The sequence below is a fragment of the Sulfitobacter sp. TMED3 genome, from assembly GCF_002167505.1.
In the GTDB taxonomy this organism is placed as follows: domain Bacteria; phylum Pseudomonadota; class Alphaproteobacteria; order Rhodobacterales; family Rhodobacteraceae; genus Sulfitobacter; species Sulfitobacter pontiacus.
Genome location: NZ_NHBI01000031.1, coordinates 1 through 19,662 on the forward strand (window position 1 = coordinate 1; position 19,662 = coordinate 19,662).

Here is a 19,662-nt window from a genome sequence, read left to right on the forward strand (position 1 = left end):
ATAAGTCCAAAAAATATCTACGTAACTATAAAATTAGCAATTACTAACNATAGCACTTGCATCTTGATAAATNGATTTTTTTTAGTTATTGNTTGTTCAGTNATNGTAGGGGTTTAGCTCAGTTGGTAGAGCATCGGTCTCCAAAACCGAGGGTCGTGGGTTCGAGTCCCTCAGCCCCTGCCAATCTCAACACATGTGAGAACGCGCACTTTGGTGTACCAGCTTCGCCAGTAGGCGAGCTTGATATGAAGCCTTGAATTCAGCGCTTTTGACAGATACATCCCCACAATCGTTCGTATACAGGAAAACCGACATGGCCACAGTCAACCCGCTTCAGTTCATCCAGCAAGTGCGTTCCGAAGTATCCAAGGTCGTCTGGCCCACCCGTCGCGAGGTCATGCTCACCACGGTTATGGTGTTCATCCTTGCCGCGTTGACAGCGGTGTTCTTTGCGATTGTCGATATCCTCATTCGTGGCGGATTGCAGTACATCCTGGCCGCCTTCGGCTGATCCAGGGGCGCGGCACCTTAAAACGCCGTGGCCCTCTTGAAACATGTGCGATTGCGGGCTATCCCGCAGACCTGATCAAGAGGGGCGTGCGGCGATTCGTGTTGCGCGCCGATTTTTTGTTCANCGCCGGCATGCTGCGACAGGCTGGTTTTTACGAGAATTAGATGTGGCCGTTGCTGCATCACAAGACAGGGACCAAGTTCAGATGGCGAAAAGATGGTATTCGGTCAGTGTTTTGTCGAACTTCGAAAAGAAGATTGCCGAGCAAATCCGCACCACGGTCGCCGAGCAAGAGCTTGAGGACCAGATCGACGAAGTGCTGGTCCCCACCGAAGAGGTGATCGAGGTCCGGCGCGGCAAGAAAGTCACGACAGAGCGTCGCTTTATGCCCGGCTATGTGCTGGTCCATATGGAGATGTCCGATCGCGGGTATCACCTGATCAACTCGATCAACCGCGTCACCGGTTTCCTAGGGCCGCAGGGCCGTCCGATGCCGATGCGTGACGCCGAAGTCACGGCGATCCTGGGCCGCGTCCAAGAGGGCGAAGAAGCACCACGCACGCTGATCCACTTCGAAGTGGGTGAGAAGGTCAAAGTGGCGGACGGCCCGTTCGAAGACTTCGACGGTATGATCGAAGAGGTCGACGACGAGAACCAGCGCCTCAAGGTGTCTGTATCGATCTTTGGCCGGGAAACACCGGTCGAATTGGAATTCACTCAGGTCAACAAACAGGTCTGAGCGANCNGCGGGGCGACCCGNCATACGGTGGCAACACCGTTCGTTTGTGGGAGGGGACAGCGGCGCGCCGCCCAACCGCACCACGCTAGCAAGCGGCCACATCGCGATGTGGTTGTATAGGGTGAACGAAAGTTCACCGACATTAAAAGGAGAAGGCCAATGGCCAAGAAACTCGTCGGTACGATGAAGTTGCAAGTTAAAGCGGGTCAAGCGAACCCATCCCCACCCGTCGGCCCTGCATTGGGTCAGCGCGGGATCAACATCATGGAATTCTGTAAGGCGTTCAACGCCAAGACAGCGGACATGGAACCAGGTGCCCCTTGCCCGACCGTGATCAGCTACTATCAGGACAAGTCCTTCACCATGGACATCAAGACGCCTCCTGCGTCCTACTACCTGAAGAAAGCTGCCAAGGTTAACTCCGGCGCGAAAACNCCAAGCCGCGANACCGTCGGCACCGTGACCACCAAGCAACTGCGCGAAATCGCAGAAGCCAAAATGGCCGANCTGAGCGCTGTGGATGTTGAATCCGCGATGAAAATCATTCTGGGCTCTGCCCGCTCCATGGGCATCGAGGTTAAGTAAGATGGCAAAACTCGGAAAACGCACCCGCGCCGCACGCGAAGCATTCGTAGGCAAAGAAGATCTGACCGTTGAAGAAGCAGTCGCNCTGATCAAAGCCAACGCAACCGCGAAATTTGACGAAACCATCGAAATCGCGATGAACCTNGGTGTTGACCCNCGTCACGCCGACCAAATGGTTCGCGGTGTTGTCGGCCTGCCAAACGGCACCGGCAAATCCGTTCGCGTTGCTGTATTCGCCCGTGGCCCCAAGGCTGACGAAGCNCAAGCAGCAGGTGCCGACATCGTTGGTGCCGAAGACCTGATGGAAGCTGTCCAAGGCGGCAAGATCGACTTTGATCGCTGCATCGCGACACCTGACATGATGCCCATNGTTGGTCGTCTTGGTAAGGTTCTCGGCCCACGTAACCTGATGCCAAACCCAAAAGTCGGCACAGTTACAATGGATATCAAAGAAGCTGTTGAAGCTGCTAAAGGCGGTCAGGTTCAGTTCAAAGCTGAAAAAGGCGGCGTAGTGCATGCTGGCATCGGCAAACTGTCCTTTGACGAAGCCAAGCTGGTTGAAAACGTACGTGCCTTNGTTGGCGCNGTGTCCAAAGCCAAGCCTACCGGCTCCAAGGGTGCCTACATGAAAAAGATCGCGCTGAGCTCCACAATGGGNCCAGGTGTGACTGTAGAAGTCGACAACGCTGTAACCGAGTAAGGTNCAGCGATAGGCGCAGTCNTGCGNCTGCNATCAGATCCCCGCATNGGNCATCCGATGCGGGGATTTTTTATGCGGAAACCGGCCGGATAAACGCGGTTTGATGGTGTTTGAAATAGATTAGCCTAAACTCGGCGCAAGAAAGTCGAGTTTCCCCTTGGCATTCCGCGCTGCATTCCCTAAGAAGCCCTCGATTCACTATGCATCGCATGGTGAGTCTTCTGTCCGAGACGAAGGGTGGCGCAAGCCTTAATTCCTTTCTGAGATGGGAGATGCAAGAATTACCGTTCGCGTAAGCGTGGGGCTATTTTGGCTTATTCCCGTAAAATGGACCAAGACTGTTCGCGTAAGCGGACTTAATTGAGCCGGGGGGTAACCCCCAGATTTGGAGTGAAACTGTGGATAGAGCCCAGAAAGAACAGTTGGTCGAAGAGCTCGGCCAAATCTTCGAAAGCTCTGGCGTCGTTGTGGTAAGCCACTACGTCGGCCTGACAGTTGCTGATATGCAGGACCTTCGTGCGCGCGCTCGCGCTGCGGGCGGGGCCGTGCGTGTTGCCAAAAACAGGCTCGCCAAAATTGCCCTAGACGGAAAGCCATGCGAAAGCATTGCAGATCTCCTGACGGGTATGACCGTTCTGACCTATTCCGAAGACCCCGTGGCAGCTGCCAAGGTCGCTCAGGAATTCGCTAAAGAGAATCAAAAGTTTGTCATTCTCGGCGGCGCAATGGGTGAGAACGCACTGGATGTCGCCGGTGTTGAAGCCGTGTCCAAGATGCCTTCGCGGGAGGAGCTTATCTCCACCATCGCGGGTATGCTGGGCGCNCCTGCTTCCAACATCGCCGGNGCCATTGGCGCACCTGCAAGCAACATCGCTTCCATCTTGTCCACCATCGAGGACAAGGCGGCTGCGTAAAGCAATATCGTCAAGCTGGCGCAGGGTTGAACACTCGCGTTGGAACACACATATCGTTAACGGAAAGAGCTAAACATGGCTGATCTGAAAAAACTGGCAGAAGACATCGTTGGTCTGACACTGCTGGAAGCACAAGAACTGAAAACCATCCTCAAAGACGAGTATGGCATCGAGCCCGCAGCTGGCGGCGCAGTGATGATGGCTGGCCCTGCCGATGCAGGCGCGGCTGCTGAAGAGAAAACTGAATTNGACGTCGTTCTGAAGAACGCCGGCGCATCCAAAATCAACGTGATCAAAGAAGTTCGCGGCATCACCGGTCTGGGCCTGAAAGAAGCCAAAGATCTGGTTGAAGCTGGCGGCAAGATCAAAGAAGGCATCGACAAAGCCGAAGCCGAAGACATCAAAGCCAAGCTGGAAGCAGCTGGCGCAGAGATCGAACTGGCCTAAGCCATTAGATCTGGGTGCTGTTTTTGCTTGATGAAAGCAGACCGAAGTTTGTAAAGCTTTGGGCAAGCCCATAAAAATTAAGGCTGGACGGGGAATTCCCTGTCCAGCCTGATCTGTTTTGAAAAGTATTTCGCGCGAAATGCTTCTCTGGATAGGTCCTAGTGGTCGGAAGAGGTACGGTGGGACGTGCCTCAAGAATTGATCAGGATTTACCGCTCTTATGGGCGCGCATCACGGCCCCGGTGATGGCGAGCTCGGCAAGAGATACGAAAGGTGACAGACACATGGCGCAAACCTTCCTTGGCCAGAAACGTCTACGTAAATACTATGGCAAAATCCGCGAAGTGCTGGAGATGCCGAACCTGATCGAGGTTCAAAAATCCTCTTATGATTTGTTCCTGCGCTCCGGCGATGCGGAAACACCGACAGACGGTGACGGCATCCAAGGCGTGTTCCAGTCGGTTTTCCCGATCAAGGACTTCAACGAGACGTCGGTGCTTGAATACGTCAAGTACGAGCTCGAAAAACCCAAATACGATGTCGAGGAATGTCAGCAACGCGACATGACCTACAGCGCGCCTTTGAAGGTGACGCTGCGCCTCATCGTATTTGATGTGGATGAAGACACCGGTGCGAAATCGGTAAAAGACATCAAAGAACAAGACGTGTTCATGGGCGACATGCCCCTGATGACGCCAAACGGTACCTTTGTTGTGAACGGTACAGAGCGTGTTATCGTATCCCAGATGCACCGTTCGCCCGGCGTTTTCTTTGACCACGACAAAGGCAAGACCCACTCTTCGGGTAAGCTGCTGTTTGCTTGCCGCATCATCCCATACCGCGGGTCGTGGCTCGACTTTGAATTCGACGCCAAAGACATCGTGTTCGCACGCATCGACCGTCGCCGTAAGCTGCCTGTAACAACGCTGCTCTACGCGCTTGGCCTTGACCAAGAAGCGATCATGAACGCGTATTACAACACCGTGAACTATACGCTGAAAGACGGCGAAGGCTGGGTTGCACCTTTCTTCCCTGACCGTGTGCGGGGCACACGTCCATCGTATGATCTGGTTGACGCCGCAACAGGCGAGATCCTGTTCGAGAAGGGCAAGAAGGTTACACCNCGTGCCGTTAAGCAGTTGATCGACGAAGGCAAAGTGACAGAACTGCTGCTGCCCTTCGGTCANATCGCTGGTAAATTCGCCGCGCGTGANATCATCAACGAAGAAACCGGCGCGATCTATGTCGAAGCGGGCGACGAGCTGACGCTCGAGCACGATAAAGACGGCACGCTCATCGGCGGTACAGCGAAAGAGCTGATCGACGCGGGCATCACCGAGATCCCACTTCTCGACATCGACAACATCAACGTCGGCCCCTACATGCGGAACACCATGGCGGCNGANAAGAACATGAACCGCGACACCGCGCTCATGGACATCTACCGTGTGATGCGCCCGGGCGAGCCGCCCACAGTCGAAGCNGCGTCGAACCTGTTCGACACGCTGTTCTTTGATGCNGANCGCTATGACCTTTCCGCGGTTGGCCGCGTGAAGATGAACATGCGTCTTGCGCTCGACAAAGAAGACACGCAGCGCACGCTGGACCGTGACGACATCGTCGCCTGTATCAAGGCGCTGGTTGATCTGCGTGACGGCCGTGGCGACATCGACGACATCGACCACCTTGGGAACCGTCGTGTGCGCTCCGTTGGCGAACTGATGGAAAACCAGTACCGCGTCGGCCTGCTCCGGATGGAGCGCGCGATCAAGGAACGTATGTCCTCGGTCGAGATCGACACTGTCATGCCACAAGACCTGATCAACGCGAAGCCAGCGGCTGCTGCGGTACGTGAATTCTTCGGNTCCAGCCAGCTGTCGCAGTTCATGGACCAAACCAACCCNCTGTCCGAGGTGACGCACAAGCGTCGTCTGTCCGCGCTTGGGCCNGGTGGTCTGACACGCGAACGNGCCGGCTTTGAGGTGCGTGACGTTCACGCGACCCACTACGGTCGTATGTGTCCGATTGAAACGCCCGAAGGTCCGAACATTGGTCTGATCAACTCNTTGGCAACNTTCGCCCGCGTNAACAAATACGGCTTTATCGAAACACCCTACCGTAAAGTAACGAACGGTGTTGTTTCCGATGACGTGCAGTATATGTCCGCGACCGAAGAAATGCGTCACACCGTGGCGCAGGCGAACGCGAACCTTGATGAGAACATGAAGTTCGTCAANGATCTGGTGTCGACACGGAAATCTGGTGACTACACGCTGTCGCCTTCCGAGAATGTCGATCTGATTGACGTTTCGCCGAAACAGTTGGTCTCGGTCGCTGCGTCCTTGATCCCGTTCCTTGAAAACGACGATGCGAACAGGGCCTTGATGGGCTCGAACATGCAACGTCAGGCGGTGCCTTTGCTTCAAGCCGAAGCACCACTGGTCGGCACAGGTATCGAAGAAGTCGTCGCACGGGATTCCGGTGCTGCCTATATGGCGAAACGCGGTGGTATCATCGACCAAGTCGACGCCAGCCGTATCGTTATCCGCGCCACCGAAGACCTTGAACTGGGCGACGCGGGCGTAGACATCTACCGCATGCGCAAATTCCAGCGTTCGAACCAGAACACCTGCATCAACCAGCGTCCGCTGGTGAAAGTGGGCGAGACGGTTCAAAAGGGTCAGGTTATCGCGGACGGTCCATCGACCGATATGGGTGAACTGGCGCTTGGTAAGAACGTGGTCGTCGCGTTCATGCCCTGGAACGGCTACAACTACGAAGACTCCATCCTGATCTCTGAGCGNGTATCGCGTGACGACGTGTTNACNTCGATCCANATCGAAGGAGTTCGAAGTCGCNGCCCGTGATACNAAGCTNGGGCCAGAGGAAATCACACGCGATATTCCGAACGTCGGTGAAGAAGCGCTGCGCAACCTCGACGAGGCGGGCATCGTGTACATCGGTGCGGATGTTGAACCCGGTGACATTCTCGTCGGCAAGATCACNCCCAAGGGCGAAAGCCCGATGACGCCAGAGGAAAAACTGCTGCGCGCCATCTTCGGTGAGAAAGCTTCGGACGTGCGCGATACNTCGCTGCGTGTGAAGCCCGGTGATTTCGGTACCGTTGTTGAAGTCCGCGTGTTCAACCGTCACGGCGTTGAAAAAGACGAACGTGCGCTGCAGATCGAACGTGAAGAAGTCGAACGTCTGGCCCGTGACCGGGANGACGAACTTGGCATTCTTGACCGCAACATCTACGCGCGTCTGCAGTCGATGATCATCGGCAAGACGGCTGTCAAAGGCCCGAAAGGCGTCAAGGCAAACTCTGANATCACCGAAGACCTGCTGGCNTCCNTGTCGCGCGGTCAGTGGTGGCAGTTGGCTNTGGCCGACGAAGATGATGCCAAGATCGTCGAAGCCCTGAACGAGCAGTACGAGATCCAGAAACGGACCTTGGATGCACGTTTCGAGGATAAAGTCGAAAAAGTCCGTCGTGGTGACGATCTGCCCCCGGGCGTGATGAAGATGGTCAAGGTTTTCGTTGCGGTGAAGCGCAAGCTGCAACCGGGCGACAAGATGGCCGGTCGTCACGGCAACAAAGGTGTTATTTCCAAGGTTGTACCGATGGAAGACATGCCGTTCCTCGCGGATGGTACGCCGGTCGACTTCTGTTTGAACCCGCTGGGTGTTCCGTCGCGTATGAACGTCGGTCAGATCCTTGAAACCCACATGGGTTGGGCCGCACGTGGCCTGGGCATCAACATCGACGAGGCGCTGCAGGAATACAAACGCTCCGGCGATCTGACACCTGTGCGCGAAGCAATGCACCACGCCTATGGCGACGATGTCTACGAAGAAGGCATCTCGGGTATGGACGAGGAAACATTGCTGGACGCNGCCAAGAACGTNGCGCGCGGTGTCCCAATNGCCACGCCGGTATTCGATGGTGCCAAGGAAGCGGATGTGAACGACAGCCTGACACGGGCCGGTTTCGACAGCTCCGGTCAGTCGGTACTGTTNGACGGCCGCACGGGCGANCAGTTTGCGCGTCCGGTGACCGTCGGCGTGAAATACCTGCTGAAACTGCACCACCTTGTGGACGATAAAATCCACGCGCGTTCAACTGGTCCATACTCGCTGGTCACCCAGCAGCCATTGGGCGGTAAAGCGCAGTTCGGTGGTCAGCGCTTCGGTGAGATGGAGGTCTGGGCTCTGGAAGCTTACGGCGCTGCATACACCCTGCAGGAGATGCTGACTGTGAAATCGGATGACGTGGCCGGACGGACCAAGGTCTATGAAAGCATCGTCAAAGGCGAAGACAACTTCGAAGCCGGTATTCCGGAATCGTTCAACGTACTTGTGAAAGAGGTACGCGGTCTTGGCCTGAACATGGAACTCCTGGATGCGGAGGAAGACGAGTGAGGCACGCGCCGGGGTTTTCATAAACCCCGGACCGTTTCCTGAANCAGGAAACACCTCNCTCCCTCCGCTTTCGAGACTTATCTAAGGATTTAAGATGAACCAGGAACTGACAAACAACCCGTTCAACCCCGTCGCGCCGATGAAGACGTTCGACGAAATCAAGGTCTCTCTGGCATCGCCNGAGCGGATCCTGTCGTGGTCGTTCGGTGAAATCAAGAAACCAGAAACCATNAACTACCGGACGTTCAANCCAGAGCGTGACGGCCTGTTCTGNGCGCGTATCTTTGGCCCGATCAAAGACTACGAATGCCTGTGCGGTAAATATAAGCGCATGAAGTATCGCGGCGTTGTCTGCGAGAAATGTGGTGTTGAAGTCACGCTGCAAAAGGTCCGNCGCGAGCGTATGGGCCACATCGAGCTGGCGTCGCCTGTTGCGCACATCTGGTTCCTCAAGTCGCTGCCATCGCGCATCGGCCTGATGCTGGACATGACCCTGCGCGATCTGGAACGTGTTCTTTACTTTGAAAACTACGTTGTGATCGAACCCGGTCTGACGGACCTCACCTATGGTCAGATGATGACCGAGGAAGAGTATATGGACGCGCAGGATGCCTATGGCATGGACGCGTTCACCGCCAATATCGGTGCCGAAGCGATCCGCGAAATGCTGGCCGCCATCGATCTGGAAGCCGAAGCAGACCAGCTGCGTGCCGATCTGAAAGAGGCGACCGGCGAACTGAAGCCCAAGAAGATCATCAAGCGTCTGAAAGTCGTTGAATCCTTCCTCGAGTCCGGCAACCGGCCCGAGTGGATGATCATGACCGTCATTCCCGTGATCCCGCCAGAGCTGCGCCCGCTGGTGCCGCTGGACGGTGGCCGTTTCGCGACATCGGATCTGAACGACCTGTATCGCCGCGTGATCAACCGGAACAACCGCCTGAAGCGTCTGATCGAACTGCGCGCGCCTGACATCATCGTCCGCAACGAAAAGCGGATGTTGCAGGAATCCGTCGATGCCTTGTTCGACAACGGCCGCCGCGGCCGCGTCATCACTGGTGCCAACAAGCGCCCGCTGAAGTCGCTGTCCGACATGCTGAAAGGTAAGCAAGGTCGCTTCCGTCAGAACCTTTTGGGTAAGCGCGTCGACTTCTCCGGCCGTTCGGTCATTGTGACCGGCCCCGAGCTGAAGTTGCACCAGTGCGGTCTGCCCAAGAAGATGGCGCTCGAGCTGTTCAAGCCGTTCATTTACTCACGTCTTGAAGCCAAAGGTCTGTCTTCCACTGTGAAGCAAGCCAAGAAGCTCGTTGAAAAAGAGCGTCCCGAAGTGTGGGACATCCTGGACGAAGTGATCCGCGAACACCCCGTCATGCTGAACCGTGCGCCTACCTTGCACCGTTTGGGCATTCAGGCGTTCGAACCGGTACTGATCGAAGGTAAGGCGATCCAGCTTCACCCGCTGGTCTGTTCTGCCTTCAACGCTGACTTTGACGGCGACCAAATGGCTGTGCACGTGCCGCTTTCGCTGGAAGCACAGCTGGAAGCACGCGTCCTGATGATGTCGACGAACAACGTACTGTCGCCTGCAAACGGCGCGCCGATCATTGTTCCTTCGCAGGATATGATTTTGGGTCTGTACTACACGACCCTGGAACGCGAAGGCATGCCGGGCGAAGGCATGGTGTTCGGTTCTGTCGAGGAAGTCGAGCACGCGCTTGGTGCCGGTGCGATCCACCTGCACTCCAAGATCAAGGCGCGGATCAAACAGATCGATGCCGAAGGCAACGAGGTGATGAAGCGTTACGACACCACGCCGGGCCGTATTCGCCTTGGTGCGCTGTTGCCGCTGAACGCCAAGGCACCTTTCGATCTGGTCAACCGTTTGCTGCGTAAGAAAGAAGTGCAGCAGGTCATCGATACGGTCTACCGCTACTGTGGTCAGAAAGAATCCGTTATCTTCTGTGACCAGATCATGACCATGGGCTTCCGTGAAGCTTTCCGTGCCGGCATTTCCTTCGGTAAGGACGACATGCTGATCCCAGAAACCAAGTGGACCTTGGTGGACGAAACGCGCGAGCAGGTTAAAGACTTTGAACAGCAGTACATGGACGGCCTGATCACTCAGGGTGAAAAGTACAACAAAGTCGTCGATGCCTGGTCCAAGTGTAACGACAAGGTCACCGACGCGATGATGGGGGCCATTTCGGCCGAACGTCGCAACGATGACGGCGCGGTGATGGAGCCGAACTCGGTCTACATGATGGCGCACTCCGGTGCGCGTGGCTCGGTCACACAGATGAAACAGCTGGGCGGGATGCGCGGTCTGATGGCGAAGCCGAACGGCGACATCATCGAGACTCCGATTATCTCGAACTTTAAAGAAGGTCTGACCGTTCTGGAGTACTTTAACTCCACCCACGGTGCCCGTAAGGGTCTGTCGGATACCGCTTTGAAAACAGCGAACTCGGGTTACCTGACCCGTCGTCTGGTGGATGTTGCGCAGGACTGTATCGTTCGTATGCATGACTGTGGCACCGAAACCGCGATCACGGCCGAAGCGGCTGTGAACGATGGTGAGGTCGTCTCTTCGCTGGCGGAACGTCTGCTGGGTCGCGTTGCGGCCGATGACATCCTGCGCCCCGGGACCGACGAAGTGTTGGTGCCTGCGCAGACTGTGATCGACGAACGTCTGGCTGACATCATCGATGAAGCGGCTGTTCAATCCGCACGGATCCGCAGCCCGCTGACCTGTGAGGCCGAAGAGGGCGTCTGCGCCATGTGCTATGGTCGTGACCTTGCACGCGGTACGCTGGTGAACCAAGGTGAAGCTGTCGGCATTATCGCTGCTCAGTCGATCGGTGAACCCGGCACGCAGCTGACCATGCGTACATTCCACATTGGTGGTGTTGCGCAGGGTGGCCAGCAGTCCTTCCTCGAGGCATCGCAGTCTGGTAAGGTTGTGTTCGAGAACGCTCAAACCCTTGAGAACGCCGCAGGCGAGATCATGGTAATGGGCCGGAACATGAAGCTTGCCATCGTTGATGATAACGGCGACGAGCGTGCCAGCCACAAGGTCGGCTACGGTACCAAGCTGTTCGTCAAGGAGGGTCAGTCGATCCTGCGCGGCGACAAGCTGTTCGAATGGGACCCCTACACGCTGCCGATCATCGCGGAGAAATCCGGTATGACCAAGTTCGTCGACCTGACGTCGGGGATCGCGGTCAAGGATGAAACCGATGATGCAACCGGTATGACACAGAAGATCGTGATCGACTGGCGTGCAGCACCCAAAGGCAATGAGCTGAAGCCGGAAATCATTCTGGTGGATGCCGATGGCGAGCCGGTCCGCAACGATGCGGGCAATCCGGTGACCTACCCAATGTCCGTTGATGCCATTCTGTCCGTTGAGGACCAGACTGAAATCAAGGCCGGTGACATCGTTGCGCGTATCCCGCGTGAAGGTGCCAAGACCAAGGATATTACCGGTGGTCTGCCACGTGTTGCGGAGCTCTTTGAGGCACGTCGCCCCAAAGACCACGCGATCATCGCCGAGATCGACGGGTACGTCCGCTACGGCAAGGACTACAAAAACAAACGTCGTATCTCGATCGAGTCGTCCGAGGATCCGGATCACAAGGTCGAATACATGGTGCCTAAGGGTAAGCACATTCCCGTTGCGGAAGGTGACTTTGTCCAGAAGGGCGACTACATCATGGACGGCAACCCTGCGCCGCATGACATCCTCGCGATTATGGGTGTCGAAGCGCTGGCTGACTACATGATCGACGAAGTGCAGGATGTTTATCGTCTGCAGGGCGTTAAGATCAACGATAAGCATATCGAAGTGATCGTGCGTCAGATGTTGCAGAAGTGGGAAGTCCAGGACAGCGGTGATACCACCCTGTTGAAAGGCGAACACGTCGACAAGCAAGAGTTCGACCAGGCCTGTGCCAAAGCGCTGTCCAAAGGCGGGCGTCCTGCGCAGGGCGAACCGATCCTGCTGGGGATCACCAAGGCGTCGCTGCAAACCCGCAGCTTCATCTCGGCGGCGTCCTTCCAGGAAACCACACGCGTTCTGACCGAAGCATCGGTTCAGGGTAAGCGCGACAAGCTGGTTGGCCTGAAAGAAAACGTCATCGTGGGCCGTCTGATCCCAGCCGGTACCGGTGGTGCGACGCAGCAGATGCGCAAGGTTGCGACGGATCGTGACAACGTGGTCATCGAGGCCCGTCGCGAAGAAGCCGAAGCCGCAGCACGTCTGGCCGCGCCCGAGCCTACAGCCGACGATGTTGTTGGTGGCGATGTCTTCGACAACGTCCCCAGCGACGACGAAAGCCGCAGCTAAGCCTAGGCTTGATAGCTGACTAACAGAGCCCCCGCCGAGAGATCGGCGGGGGTTTTTCGTTGTGGGGCAGGGGGATGAAATAGCGTCGAAAATTTACGCAGGTGGGCTGGTTTTCCACCACGGCTTGCGCCAATGATAAGCCAACCTAATAAACTGAAAGCCACCCGATGTCGCCAAACCTTGCCGGAGCACTTTTCATGATGGGCTCCATGGCGGCCTTTGTGTTGAACGACACGATGACCAAGACCACGGGCGGGGCGGTGCCCTTGTTCCAGCTGCTGTTCTTGCGCGGTGTGGTCTCGATCTCGTTGATCGTGATGTTATGGGGGCGGCTTGGCCCGATGCATCTGCGTCTTAGCCGGCGCGATTGGAAACTGGTCGCAATCCGGTCTGGTGCCGAAGTCGGGGCGAGCTTTTTCTTCGTGACCGCGTTGTTCAATATGCCCTTGGCGAACCTCAGCGCCATTCTGCAATCTCTGCCGCTGACGGTGACGTTGGGCGCGGCGCTGGTCTATCGCGAAAAGGTCGGCTGGCGGCGCTTCTCTGCGATCCTTGTGGGGTTCTTCGGCGTGATGCTGATCGTCAAACCGGGCACCGACGGATTCAACATCTGGTCGATCTACGCGCTGATCGCGGTGTTCTTTGTCACCGTGCGCGACCTCAGCACCCGCCGCCTGTCGAAAGAGGTGCCGTCGATGACCGTGACCTTCGCCGCTGTGCTGGCCGTGACGGGGTTTTCGACTTTCGCGCAGTTCACCACGCCGTGGGCTCCGGTTTCTTCCGCGCATTGGATCGCCATTACGGCGGCCGCGGTCTTTGTGCTGATGGGGTATTATTTCAGCGTGCAGACGATGCGGGTGGGCGACGTATCGTTCATCGCGCCATTCCGCTACACAGGGTTGATCTGGGCGCTTATTCTCGGGTGGTTGGTATTCGGCGACTGGCCGGTGCCGTCAACACTCGCTGGTGCATCTATCGTCGCTGCGACAGGGCTGTTCACACTCTACCGCGAACGCATCACCACCCGCCCGCTGCCGCCGCTTTAACCTTTGGCAAAGACGCGGCGCACAGTGTCGATGTCGATGGCAAAGCGGTCCTTGAACAGGATCTCTTCCTCGGGGCTGAGTGGGGATAGGTCGACCGCCCGTGCATTCTTTTGGCGTGAATCGTTAAATCCATTGTGGCCACGGACATACATCGCAGGGTCGGGAAAGCTGAGTGCTGGCATGAAGCGGGGCAGCTTGTCGTGGGCAAAGTTCATGATCGTAAGCGGACACCCCGCGTTCACGAACATGGCCAAAGCAGCGGTGTAGAACGGCCGGAACGACGGGGTCGCCGCGATACCATCCGCGCCGAACTCGGCCACGTAGCCCTTGTTCCAGTCAAGCGCGACGGATTTGTGCTGGACCAGAAGCGGGGCGGCGTCATCAACAGTTTTGCGCAGCTTGGCCACGAAATCGACTGCAATCGCGTCGTCGTCATCAAAGCGGAATTGCACACAGGGTTCAGAGCGCGCGTGGCGGGCCTTGTTCAGAATCTCTTTCATCACCTCGCGGTGCGGGCGCGGCGGCTCTACCACAATCCGCGCTTGGGGCAGGGGGGCGAGCAAGGCCTTTAGCCGTTCCAGATGGACAGGGGGAAAGCGATCGCCGACAAGCACGATCATCTCGAAATCCGGGTCTGTTTGCGCCCTCAGGCAGGGCAGGGCGACGGTTTCGAACAGGCGGAACCTTTCCTCAAGCCGCGCGGGATCATAAAGGTAGGCGATACGATCAGCGGTGGTGTCATGCCCGACCTGAAACCCGCCAAGCGCCGGATAGGAAAAGCGGCATAGCCCAAGTACCTGCATCGTGATCCGCCCTGTCCGAATAATGTGGCATAAATATGCGCGGTAGCCGGGGTGTCTTGCAAGGTGGAATACCCGTTTGGCGTGCCGTGGGCGGCTTGGGGGCGGGGGCTGTTGACAGCGTGGACGACTCTGCCTATACGCCCCTTATCTCGGATGCGGGGGTCGCCCTGCTTTGCCGACATCATATCTACTGTGGTCACGATCCGGTCTACTGCTGACTCGATCCTCTGTTACCCCACCGCTTCGTTTTCCTCGGTACGGGAACGCTGCGGCGATTTTGCTTTGCGCCAGTGGTGTAGGGCGAAAAATAGGCTTCGTGGACGTGCGAAGTGACCGAATTTGAAACCGCACTGGGGTCCGCCCCGCTGCACCACTTATGTGAGCTAAACGGGGATAAAACCGGAATGCCAACGATCCAACAGCTGATCCGCAAACCGCGCCAGCCTAAAATCAAACGTTCGAAATCCATGCACCTGCAAGAATGCCCGCAAAAGCGCGGCGTTTGTACACGTGTTTACACCACCACACCTAAGAAGCCGAACTCGGCCATGCGTAAGGTTGCCAAAGTGCGCCTGACCAACGGTTTCGAAGTCATCAGCTACATCCCGGGTGAATCGCACAACCTGCAAGAACACTCCGTTGTTCTGATCCGCGGCGGCCGTGTAAAAGACCTTCCCGGTGTGCGCTACCACATCCTGCGCGGTGTTCTCGATACGCAAGGCGTTAAAGACCGTAAGCAGCGTCGCTCCAAATATGGTGCAAAGAAGCCAAAGTAATTTGGGTCGGTTTGGGGTCGCGCATCGCGGATACACGATGCCGGATCCCGCCGCCCGCCATGTTTTCCCGTAAGGGAGTGAGCCGAGTAAGACTGAGCGCCGGACGATCGGGGTGCAATATGCACCAGACGCACTGGACCAAACCTGCCTCGGCAACTGACAATTAGGAGCTTTAAATGTCACGTCGTCACGCCGCTGAAAAACGCGAAGTACTGCCAGACGCCAAATACGGTGATCTGGTTCTCACCAAATTCATGAACAACCTGATGATCGACGGTAAGAAGTCGGTTGCGGAGCGTATCGTTTACAACGCGATGAACCGTGTTGAAGACAAAATCAAACGCGCGCCCATCGAAGTCTTCCACGAAGCGCTGGACAACATCAAGCCGTCCGTCGAAGTGCGTTCGCGCCGCGTTGGTGGTGCCACCTATCAGGTTCCTGTCGAAGTGCGCCCCGAGCGTCGCGAAGCACTGGCGATCCGCTGGTTGATCAAAGCGTCCCGCGCCCGCAACGAGAACACCATGGAAGAGCGCCTTGCAGGTGAGCTTCTGGACGCTGTTCAATCGCGCGGTACTGCTGTTAAGAAGCGCGAAGACACCCACAAGATGGCCGACGCGAACAAAGCGTTCAGCCACTACCGCTGGTAATTCGGGCGGCATAAGCCGTTCCCGTCGCGTCCCACCCCGGGGCGCGATTTATCCGTTTCAGATATATTCGAGGAAGCAGCCCAATGGCACGCGACTATCCGCTCTCACGCTACCGCAATTTCGGCATCATGGCCCACATCGACGCAGGCAAAACAACCTGCTCCGAACGGATCCTGTTTTACACTGGTAAGTCCCACAACATCGGCGAAGTGCACGACGGTGCCGCCACGATGGACTGGATGGAGCAGGAGCAGGAACGCGGTATTACAATTACCTCCGCTGCGACGACAACTTTCTGGCAGCGCCAGGAAGAGCCAACAGCCGACGCGACATCCGACACCAAGTACCGGATGAACATCATCGACACTCCCGGCCACGTTGACTTCACCATCGAAGTTGAACGTTCGCTGGCCGTTCTTGACGGCGCGGTTGCTGTTCTTGACGCCAACGCCGGTGTTGAGCCCCAGACCGAAACCGTTTGGCGCCAAGCGGACCGCTACAAGGTTCCACGCATCGTTTTCGTCAACAAAATGGACAAAATCGGCGCTGACTTCTTCAACTGCGTGAAGATGATCAAAGACCGTACCGGTGCGACACCTGCGCCGATCCAAATCCCGATCGGTGCCGAAACCGAGCTGGAAGGCATGATCGATCTGGTCACCATGAAAGAATGGGTCTGGGCCGGTGAAGATCTTGGCGCGAGCTGGGAACAACGCGAAATCCGTGCCGAGTTGAAAGACCTGGCCGACGAATGGCGCGCGCATCTGATCGAGACTGCGGTCGAGATGGATGACGAAGCCATGGAAAACTACCTGATGGACGGCGCAGAGCCTGACGTCGACACCCTGCGCGGTCTGATCCGTAAAGGGACACTGGCGATCAAGTTCATCCCCGTACTCTGCGGCTCCGCATTCAAAAACAAAGGTGTTCAGCCTCTGTTGAACGCTGTTATCGACTATCTGCCATCCCCGATGGACGTTGTTGACTACATGGGCTTCAAACCAGGCGACGAGACAGAGACCCGTAACATCGCACGCCGTGCGGATGACGACATGGCCTTCTCCGGTCTGGCGTTCAAAATCATGAACGACCCCTTTGTTGGCTCGCTAACCTTTACCCGCATCTACTCCGGTGTGCTGAACAAGGGCGACACGCTCTTGAACTCCACCAAAGGTAAGAAAGAGCGCGTCGGTCGTATGATGATGATGCACTCGAACGATCGTGAAGAAATTCAAGAAGCGTTCGCGGGTGACATCATCGCGCTGGCAGGTCTGAAAGACACAACAACCGGTGACACGCTTTGCGCCGTCAACGACCCTGTTGTTCTTGAAACAATGACCTTCCCCGATCCGGTTATCGAAATCGCGGTTGAGCCTAAAACCAAGGCTGACCAAGAGAAGATGTCCACCGGTCTGGCGCGTCTGGCCGCAGAAGACCCCTCCTTCCGCGTTGAAACGGATCTGGAATCCGGTCAGACTATCATGAAGGGCATGGGCGAACTTCACCTCGACATTCTGGTGGACCGTCTGCGTCGTGAATTCAAAGTTGAAGCGAACATCGGTGCGCCTCAGGTTGCCTACCGCGAGACCATCTCGCGCGAAGCAGAAATCACCTACACCCACAAGAAACAGTCCGGTGGTTCCGGTCAGTTCGCCGAGGTGAAGATGATCCTGATGCCAACCGAGCCAGGCGAAGGCTATTCCTTCGAAAGCCGCATCGTTGGTGGTGCCGTTCCGAAAGAATACATCCCGGGCGTCGAAAAAGGGATCAACTCGGTCATGGACTCCGGTCCTTTGGCGGGCTTCCCAGTCATCGACTTCAAGGTTGCTCTGATCGACGGTAAATTCCACGACGTTGACTCCAGCGTTCTGGCGTTTGAAATCGCGGCCCGTATGGGTATGCGCGAAGGCATGCGTAAAGCTGGTGCGAAACTGCTCGAACCGATCATGAAAGTCGAAGTTATCACTCCTGAGGACTACACAGGCGGGATCATCGGCGATCTGACATCGCGGCGCGGTCAGGTTCAGGGTCAGGACACACGCGGGAACGCAATCGCGATCGACGCACAGGTGCCGCTGGCCAACATGTTCGGCTACATCAACACGCTGCGTTCGATGTCGTCGGGTCGTGCGAACTTCACCATGCAGTTCTCGCACTACGAACCTGTTCCGCAGAACATCTCTGACGAGATCCAAGCGAAATTCGCGTAACTGGCGCGTTGCAATAACTGGGACGGCGGGGATAACCCCGCCCTACCCAAACCGTAGGGTGGGTGTTCAACCCACCGCCCAATTTGAAAACCAAGGAGGCCACCATGGCTAAGGCAAAGTTTGAACGTAATAAACCACACGTTAACATCGGTACCATTGGTCACGTTGACCACGGCAAAACCACGTTGACCGCGGCGATCACCAAGTACTTCGGCGACTTCCGCGCCTATGACCAGATTGACGGCGCGCCCGAAGAAAAAGCACGCGGCATCACCATCTCGACAGCGCACGTCGAATACGAGACCGAAAACCGTCACTATGCGCACGTCGACTGCCCAGGCCACGCTGACTACGTCAAGAACATGATCACCGGTGCGGCGCAGATGGACGGCGCGATCCTGGTTGTGAACGCTGCTGATGGCCCCATGCCACAGACCCGCGAGCACATCCTGCTGGGCCGTCAGGTCGGCATCCCCGCCATGGTTGTCTACATGAACAAAGTAGACCAGGTGGACGATGAAGAGCTGCTGGAACTGGTTGAAATGGAAATCCGCGAACTGCTGTCTTCCTACGACTACCCAGGCGACGACATCCCTGTGATCCCCGGTTCCGCTCTGGCGGCGATGGAAGGCCGTGACGAGAACATCGGCGAAAACTCCATCCGCAAGCTGATGGAAGAAGTCGACAACTACATCCCGACACCAGAGCGCGCTGTTGACCAGCCGTTCCTGATGCCTGTGGAAGACGTCTTCTCGATCTCCGGTCGTGGTACAGTTGTGACCGGCCGTGTTGAGCGTGGCGTGATCAACGTTGGCGACGAAATCGAAATCGTTGGCATCCGCGACACCAAGAAAACCACATGTACCGGCGTTGAAATGTTCCGCAAACTGCTGGACCGTGGGGAAGCTGGCGACAACATCGGCGCCCTGCTGCGCGGTATCGACCGTGAAGGCGTTGAGCGTGGTCAGGTTCTGTGTAAGCCAGGTTCGGTTAAGCCGCACACCAAGTTCACAGCCGAAGCCTATATCCTCACCAAAGAAGAGGGTGGCCGTCACACGCCGTTCTTCGCGAACTACCGTCCACAGTTCTACTTCCGGACCACAGACGTCACCGGTACCGTTCAGCTGCCAGAAGGCACTGAAATGGTTATGCCTGGCGACAACCTGCGGTTCGACGTGGAGCTGATCGCCCCCATCGCGATGGAAGACGGTCTGCGCTTCGCGATCCGCGAAGGCGGTCGTACCGTTGGCGCGGGCGTGGTTTCCAAAATCACCGAGTAAGCCAACCCGCGGGTCACCCCGCGCACCGGCAACAAGACGAAGGCCGCTCCCAATCGGGGCGGCCTTTTTCGTGGCTTAGGGGCGTGCGACATTATTCCTGCGCAATGCGTCTATCTGCCCTTGAACCCCCAGCGAATATCGACTACCTCACCACTCGGCATAGGGGTTTAGCTCAGTTGGTAGAGCATCGGTCTCCAAAACCGAGGGTCGTGGGTTCGAGTCCCTCAGCCCCTGCCAATC

General features: G+C 56.8%; 13 protein-coding genes, 2 tRNA genes and 1 pseudogene. 15 read left to right on the forward strand and 1 reads right to left on the reverse strand.

Translation table 11 applies throughout. The features are described from left to right. The first annotated feature begins 107 nt into the window (after positions 1-107). The 10 genes and pseudogenes from CBB63_RS08710 (at position 108) to CBB63_RS08755 (ending at position 13,706) form a co-directional block, all read left to right on the forward strand. Positions 108-183: transfer RNA gene (locus tag CBB63_RS08710), tRNA-Trp, on the forward strand. Between the two features lie 130 nt (positions 184-313). Then, positions 314-511, forward strand: a complete 198-nt coding sequence (gene secE, locus CBB63_RS08715) for a preprotein translocase subunit SecE (RefSeq protein WP_005849880.1) — start codon at positions 314-316, stop codon at positions 509-511. A gap of 205 nt (positions 512-716) precedes the next feature. Beyond that, positions 717-1,250 (forward strand): transcription termination/antitermination protein NusG, encoded by a 534-nt coding sequence (gene nusG, locus CBB63_RS08720; RefSeq protein ID WP_005849878.1) that lies wholly within the window; start codon positions 717-719, stop codon positions 1,248-1,250. A 159-nt stretch (positions 1,251-1,409) separates the two neighbouring features. Next, complete coding sequence (gene rplK, locus CBB63_RS08725) at positions 1,410-1,835, forward strand: 50S ribosomal protein L11 (RefSeq protein ID WP_286698861.1); 426 nt, start codon at positions 1,410-1,412, stop codon at positions 1,833-1,835. 1 nt (position 1,836) lies between these two features. After that, complete coding sequence (rplA, locus tag CBB63_RS08730) at positions 1,837-2,535, forward strand: 50S ribosomal protein L1 (protein WP_286698862.1); 699 nt, start codon at positions 1,837-1,839, stop codon at positions 2,533-2,535. A 398-nt stretch (positions 2,536-2,933) separates the two neighbouring features. Then, a complete protein-coding gene (rplJ, locus tag CBB63_RS08735; RefSeq protein WP_037941629.1) occupies positions 2,934-3,449 on the forward strand; it encodes a 50S ribosomal protein L10 in 516 nt (171 codons plus the stop codon). A gap of 75 nt (positions 3,450-3,524) precedes the next feature. Further along, entirely contained in the window at positions 3,525-3,896 is a 372-nt protein-coding gene (rplL, locus tag CBB63_RS08740) for a 50S ribosomal protein L7/L12 (RefSeq protein ID WP_286698863.1), read from the forward strand. A gap of 284 nt (positions 3,897-4,180) precedes the next feature. After that, positions 4,181-8,318 (forward strand): annotated as a pseudogene (gene rpoB / locus CBB63_RS08745) (DNA-directed RNA polymerase subunit beta). 94 nt (positions 8,319-8,412) lie between these two features. Then, positions 8,413-12,660, forward strand: coding sequence for a DNA-directed RNA polymerase subunit beta' (rpoC, locus tag CBB63_RS08750; RefSeq protein WP_286698864.1), 4,248 nt, complete (start codon positions 8,413-8,415; stop codon positions 12,658-12,660). A 167-nt stretch (positions 12,661-12,827) separates the two neighbouring features. After that, a complete protein-coding gene (locus CBB63_RS08755) occupies positions 12,828-13,706 on the forward strand; it encodes a DMT family transporter (RefSeq protein ID WP_037953900.1) in 879 nt (292 codons plus the stop codon). Here CBB63_RS08755 and CBB63_RS08760 read toward each other — a convergent pair. Then, the gene (locus CBB63_RS08760; protein WP_286698865.1) at positions 13,703-14,509 is read right to left on the reverse strand and encodes a putative rhamnosyl transferase; all 807 of its coding nucleotides are present in this window, start codon (positions 14,507-14,509) and stop codon (positions 13,703-13,705) included. The genes CBB63_RS08755 and CBB63_RS08760 overlap by 4 nt on opposite strands. 404 nt (positions 14,510-14,913) lie before the next feature. Here CBB63_RS08760 and rpsL point away from each other — a divergent pair, with 404 nt between their 5' ends. The 5 genes from rpsL to CBB63_RS08785 all read left to right on the forward strand — a co-directional run bounded on the left by rpsL (position 14,914) and on the right by CBB63_RS08785 (position 19,659). Next, positions 14,914-15,285, forward strand: coding sequence for a 30S ribosomal protein S12 (rpsL, locus tag CBB63_RS08765; protein ID WP_005849863.1), 372 nt, complete (start codon positions 14,914-14,916; stop codon positions 15,283-15,285). Between the two features lie 176 nt (positions 15,286-15,461). After that, on the forward strand, positions 15,462-15,932 hold the full coding sequence (gene rpsG / locus CBB63_RS08770; RefSeq protein ID WP_005849857.1) for a 30S ribosomal protein S7: 471 nt from the start codon (positions 15,462-15,464) through the stop codon (positions 15,930-15,932). Between the two features lie 83 nt (positions 15,933-16,015). Continuing rightward, a complete protein-coding gene (gene fusA / locus CBB63_RS08775) occupies positions 16,016-18,142 on the forward strand; it encodes an elongation factor G (RefSeq protein WP_005849854.1) in 2,127 nt (708 codons plus the stop codon). A 104-nt stretch (positions 18,143-18,246) separates the two neighbouring features. Continuing rightward, the gene (tuf, locus tag CBB63_RS08780) at positions 18,247-19,422 is read left to right on the forward strand and encodes an elongation factor Tu (RefSeq protein WP_286698866.1); all 1,176 of its coding nucleotides are present in this window, start codon (positions 18,247-18,249) and stop codon (positions 19,420-19,422) included. 161 nt (positions 19,423-19,583) lie between these two features. Further along, a tRNA-Trp gene (locus CBB63_RS08785) sits at positions 19,584-19,659 on the forward strand. The last annotated feature ends 3 nt before the right edge of the window (positions 19,660-19,662 follow it).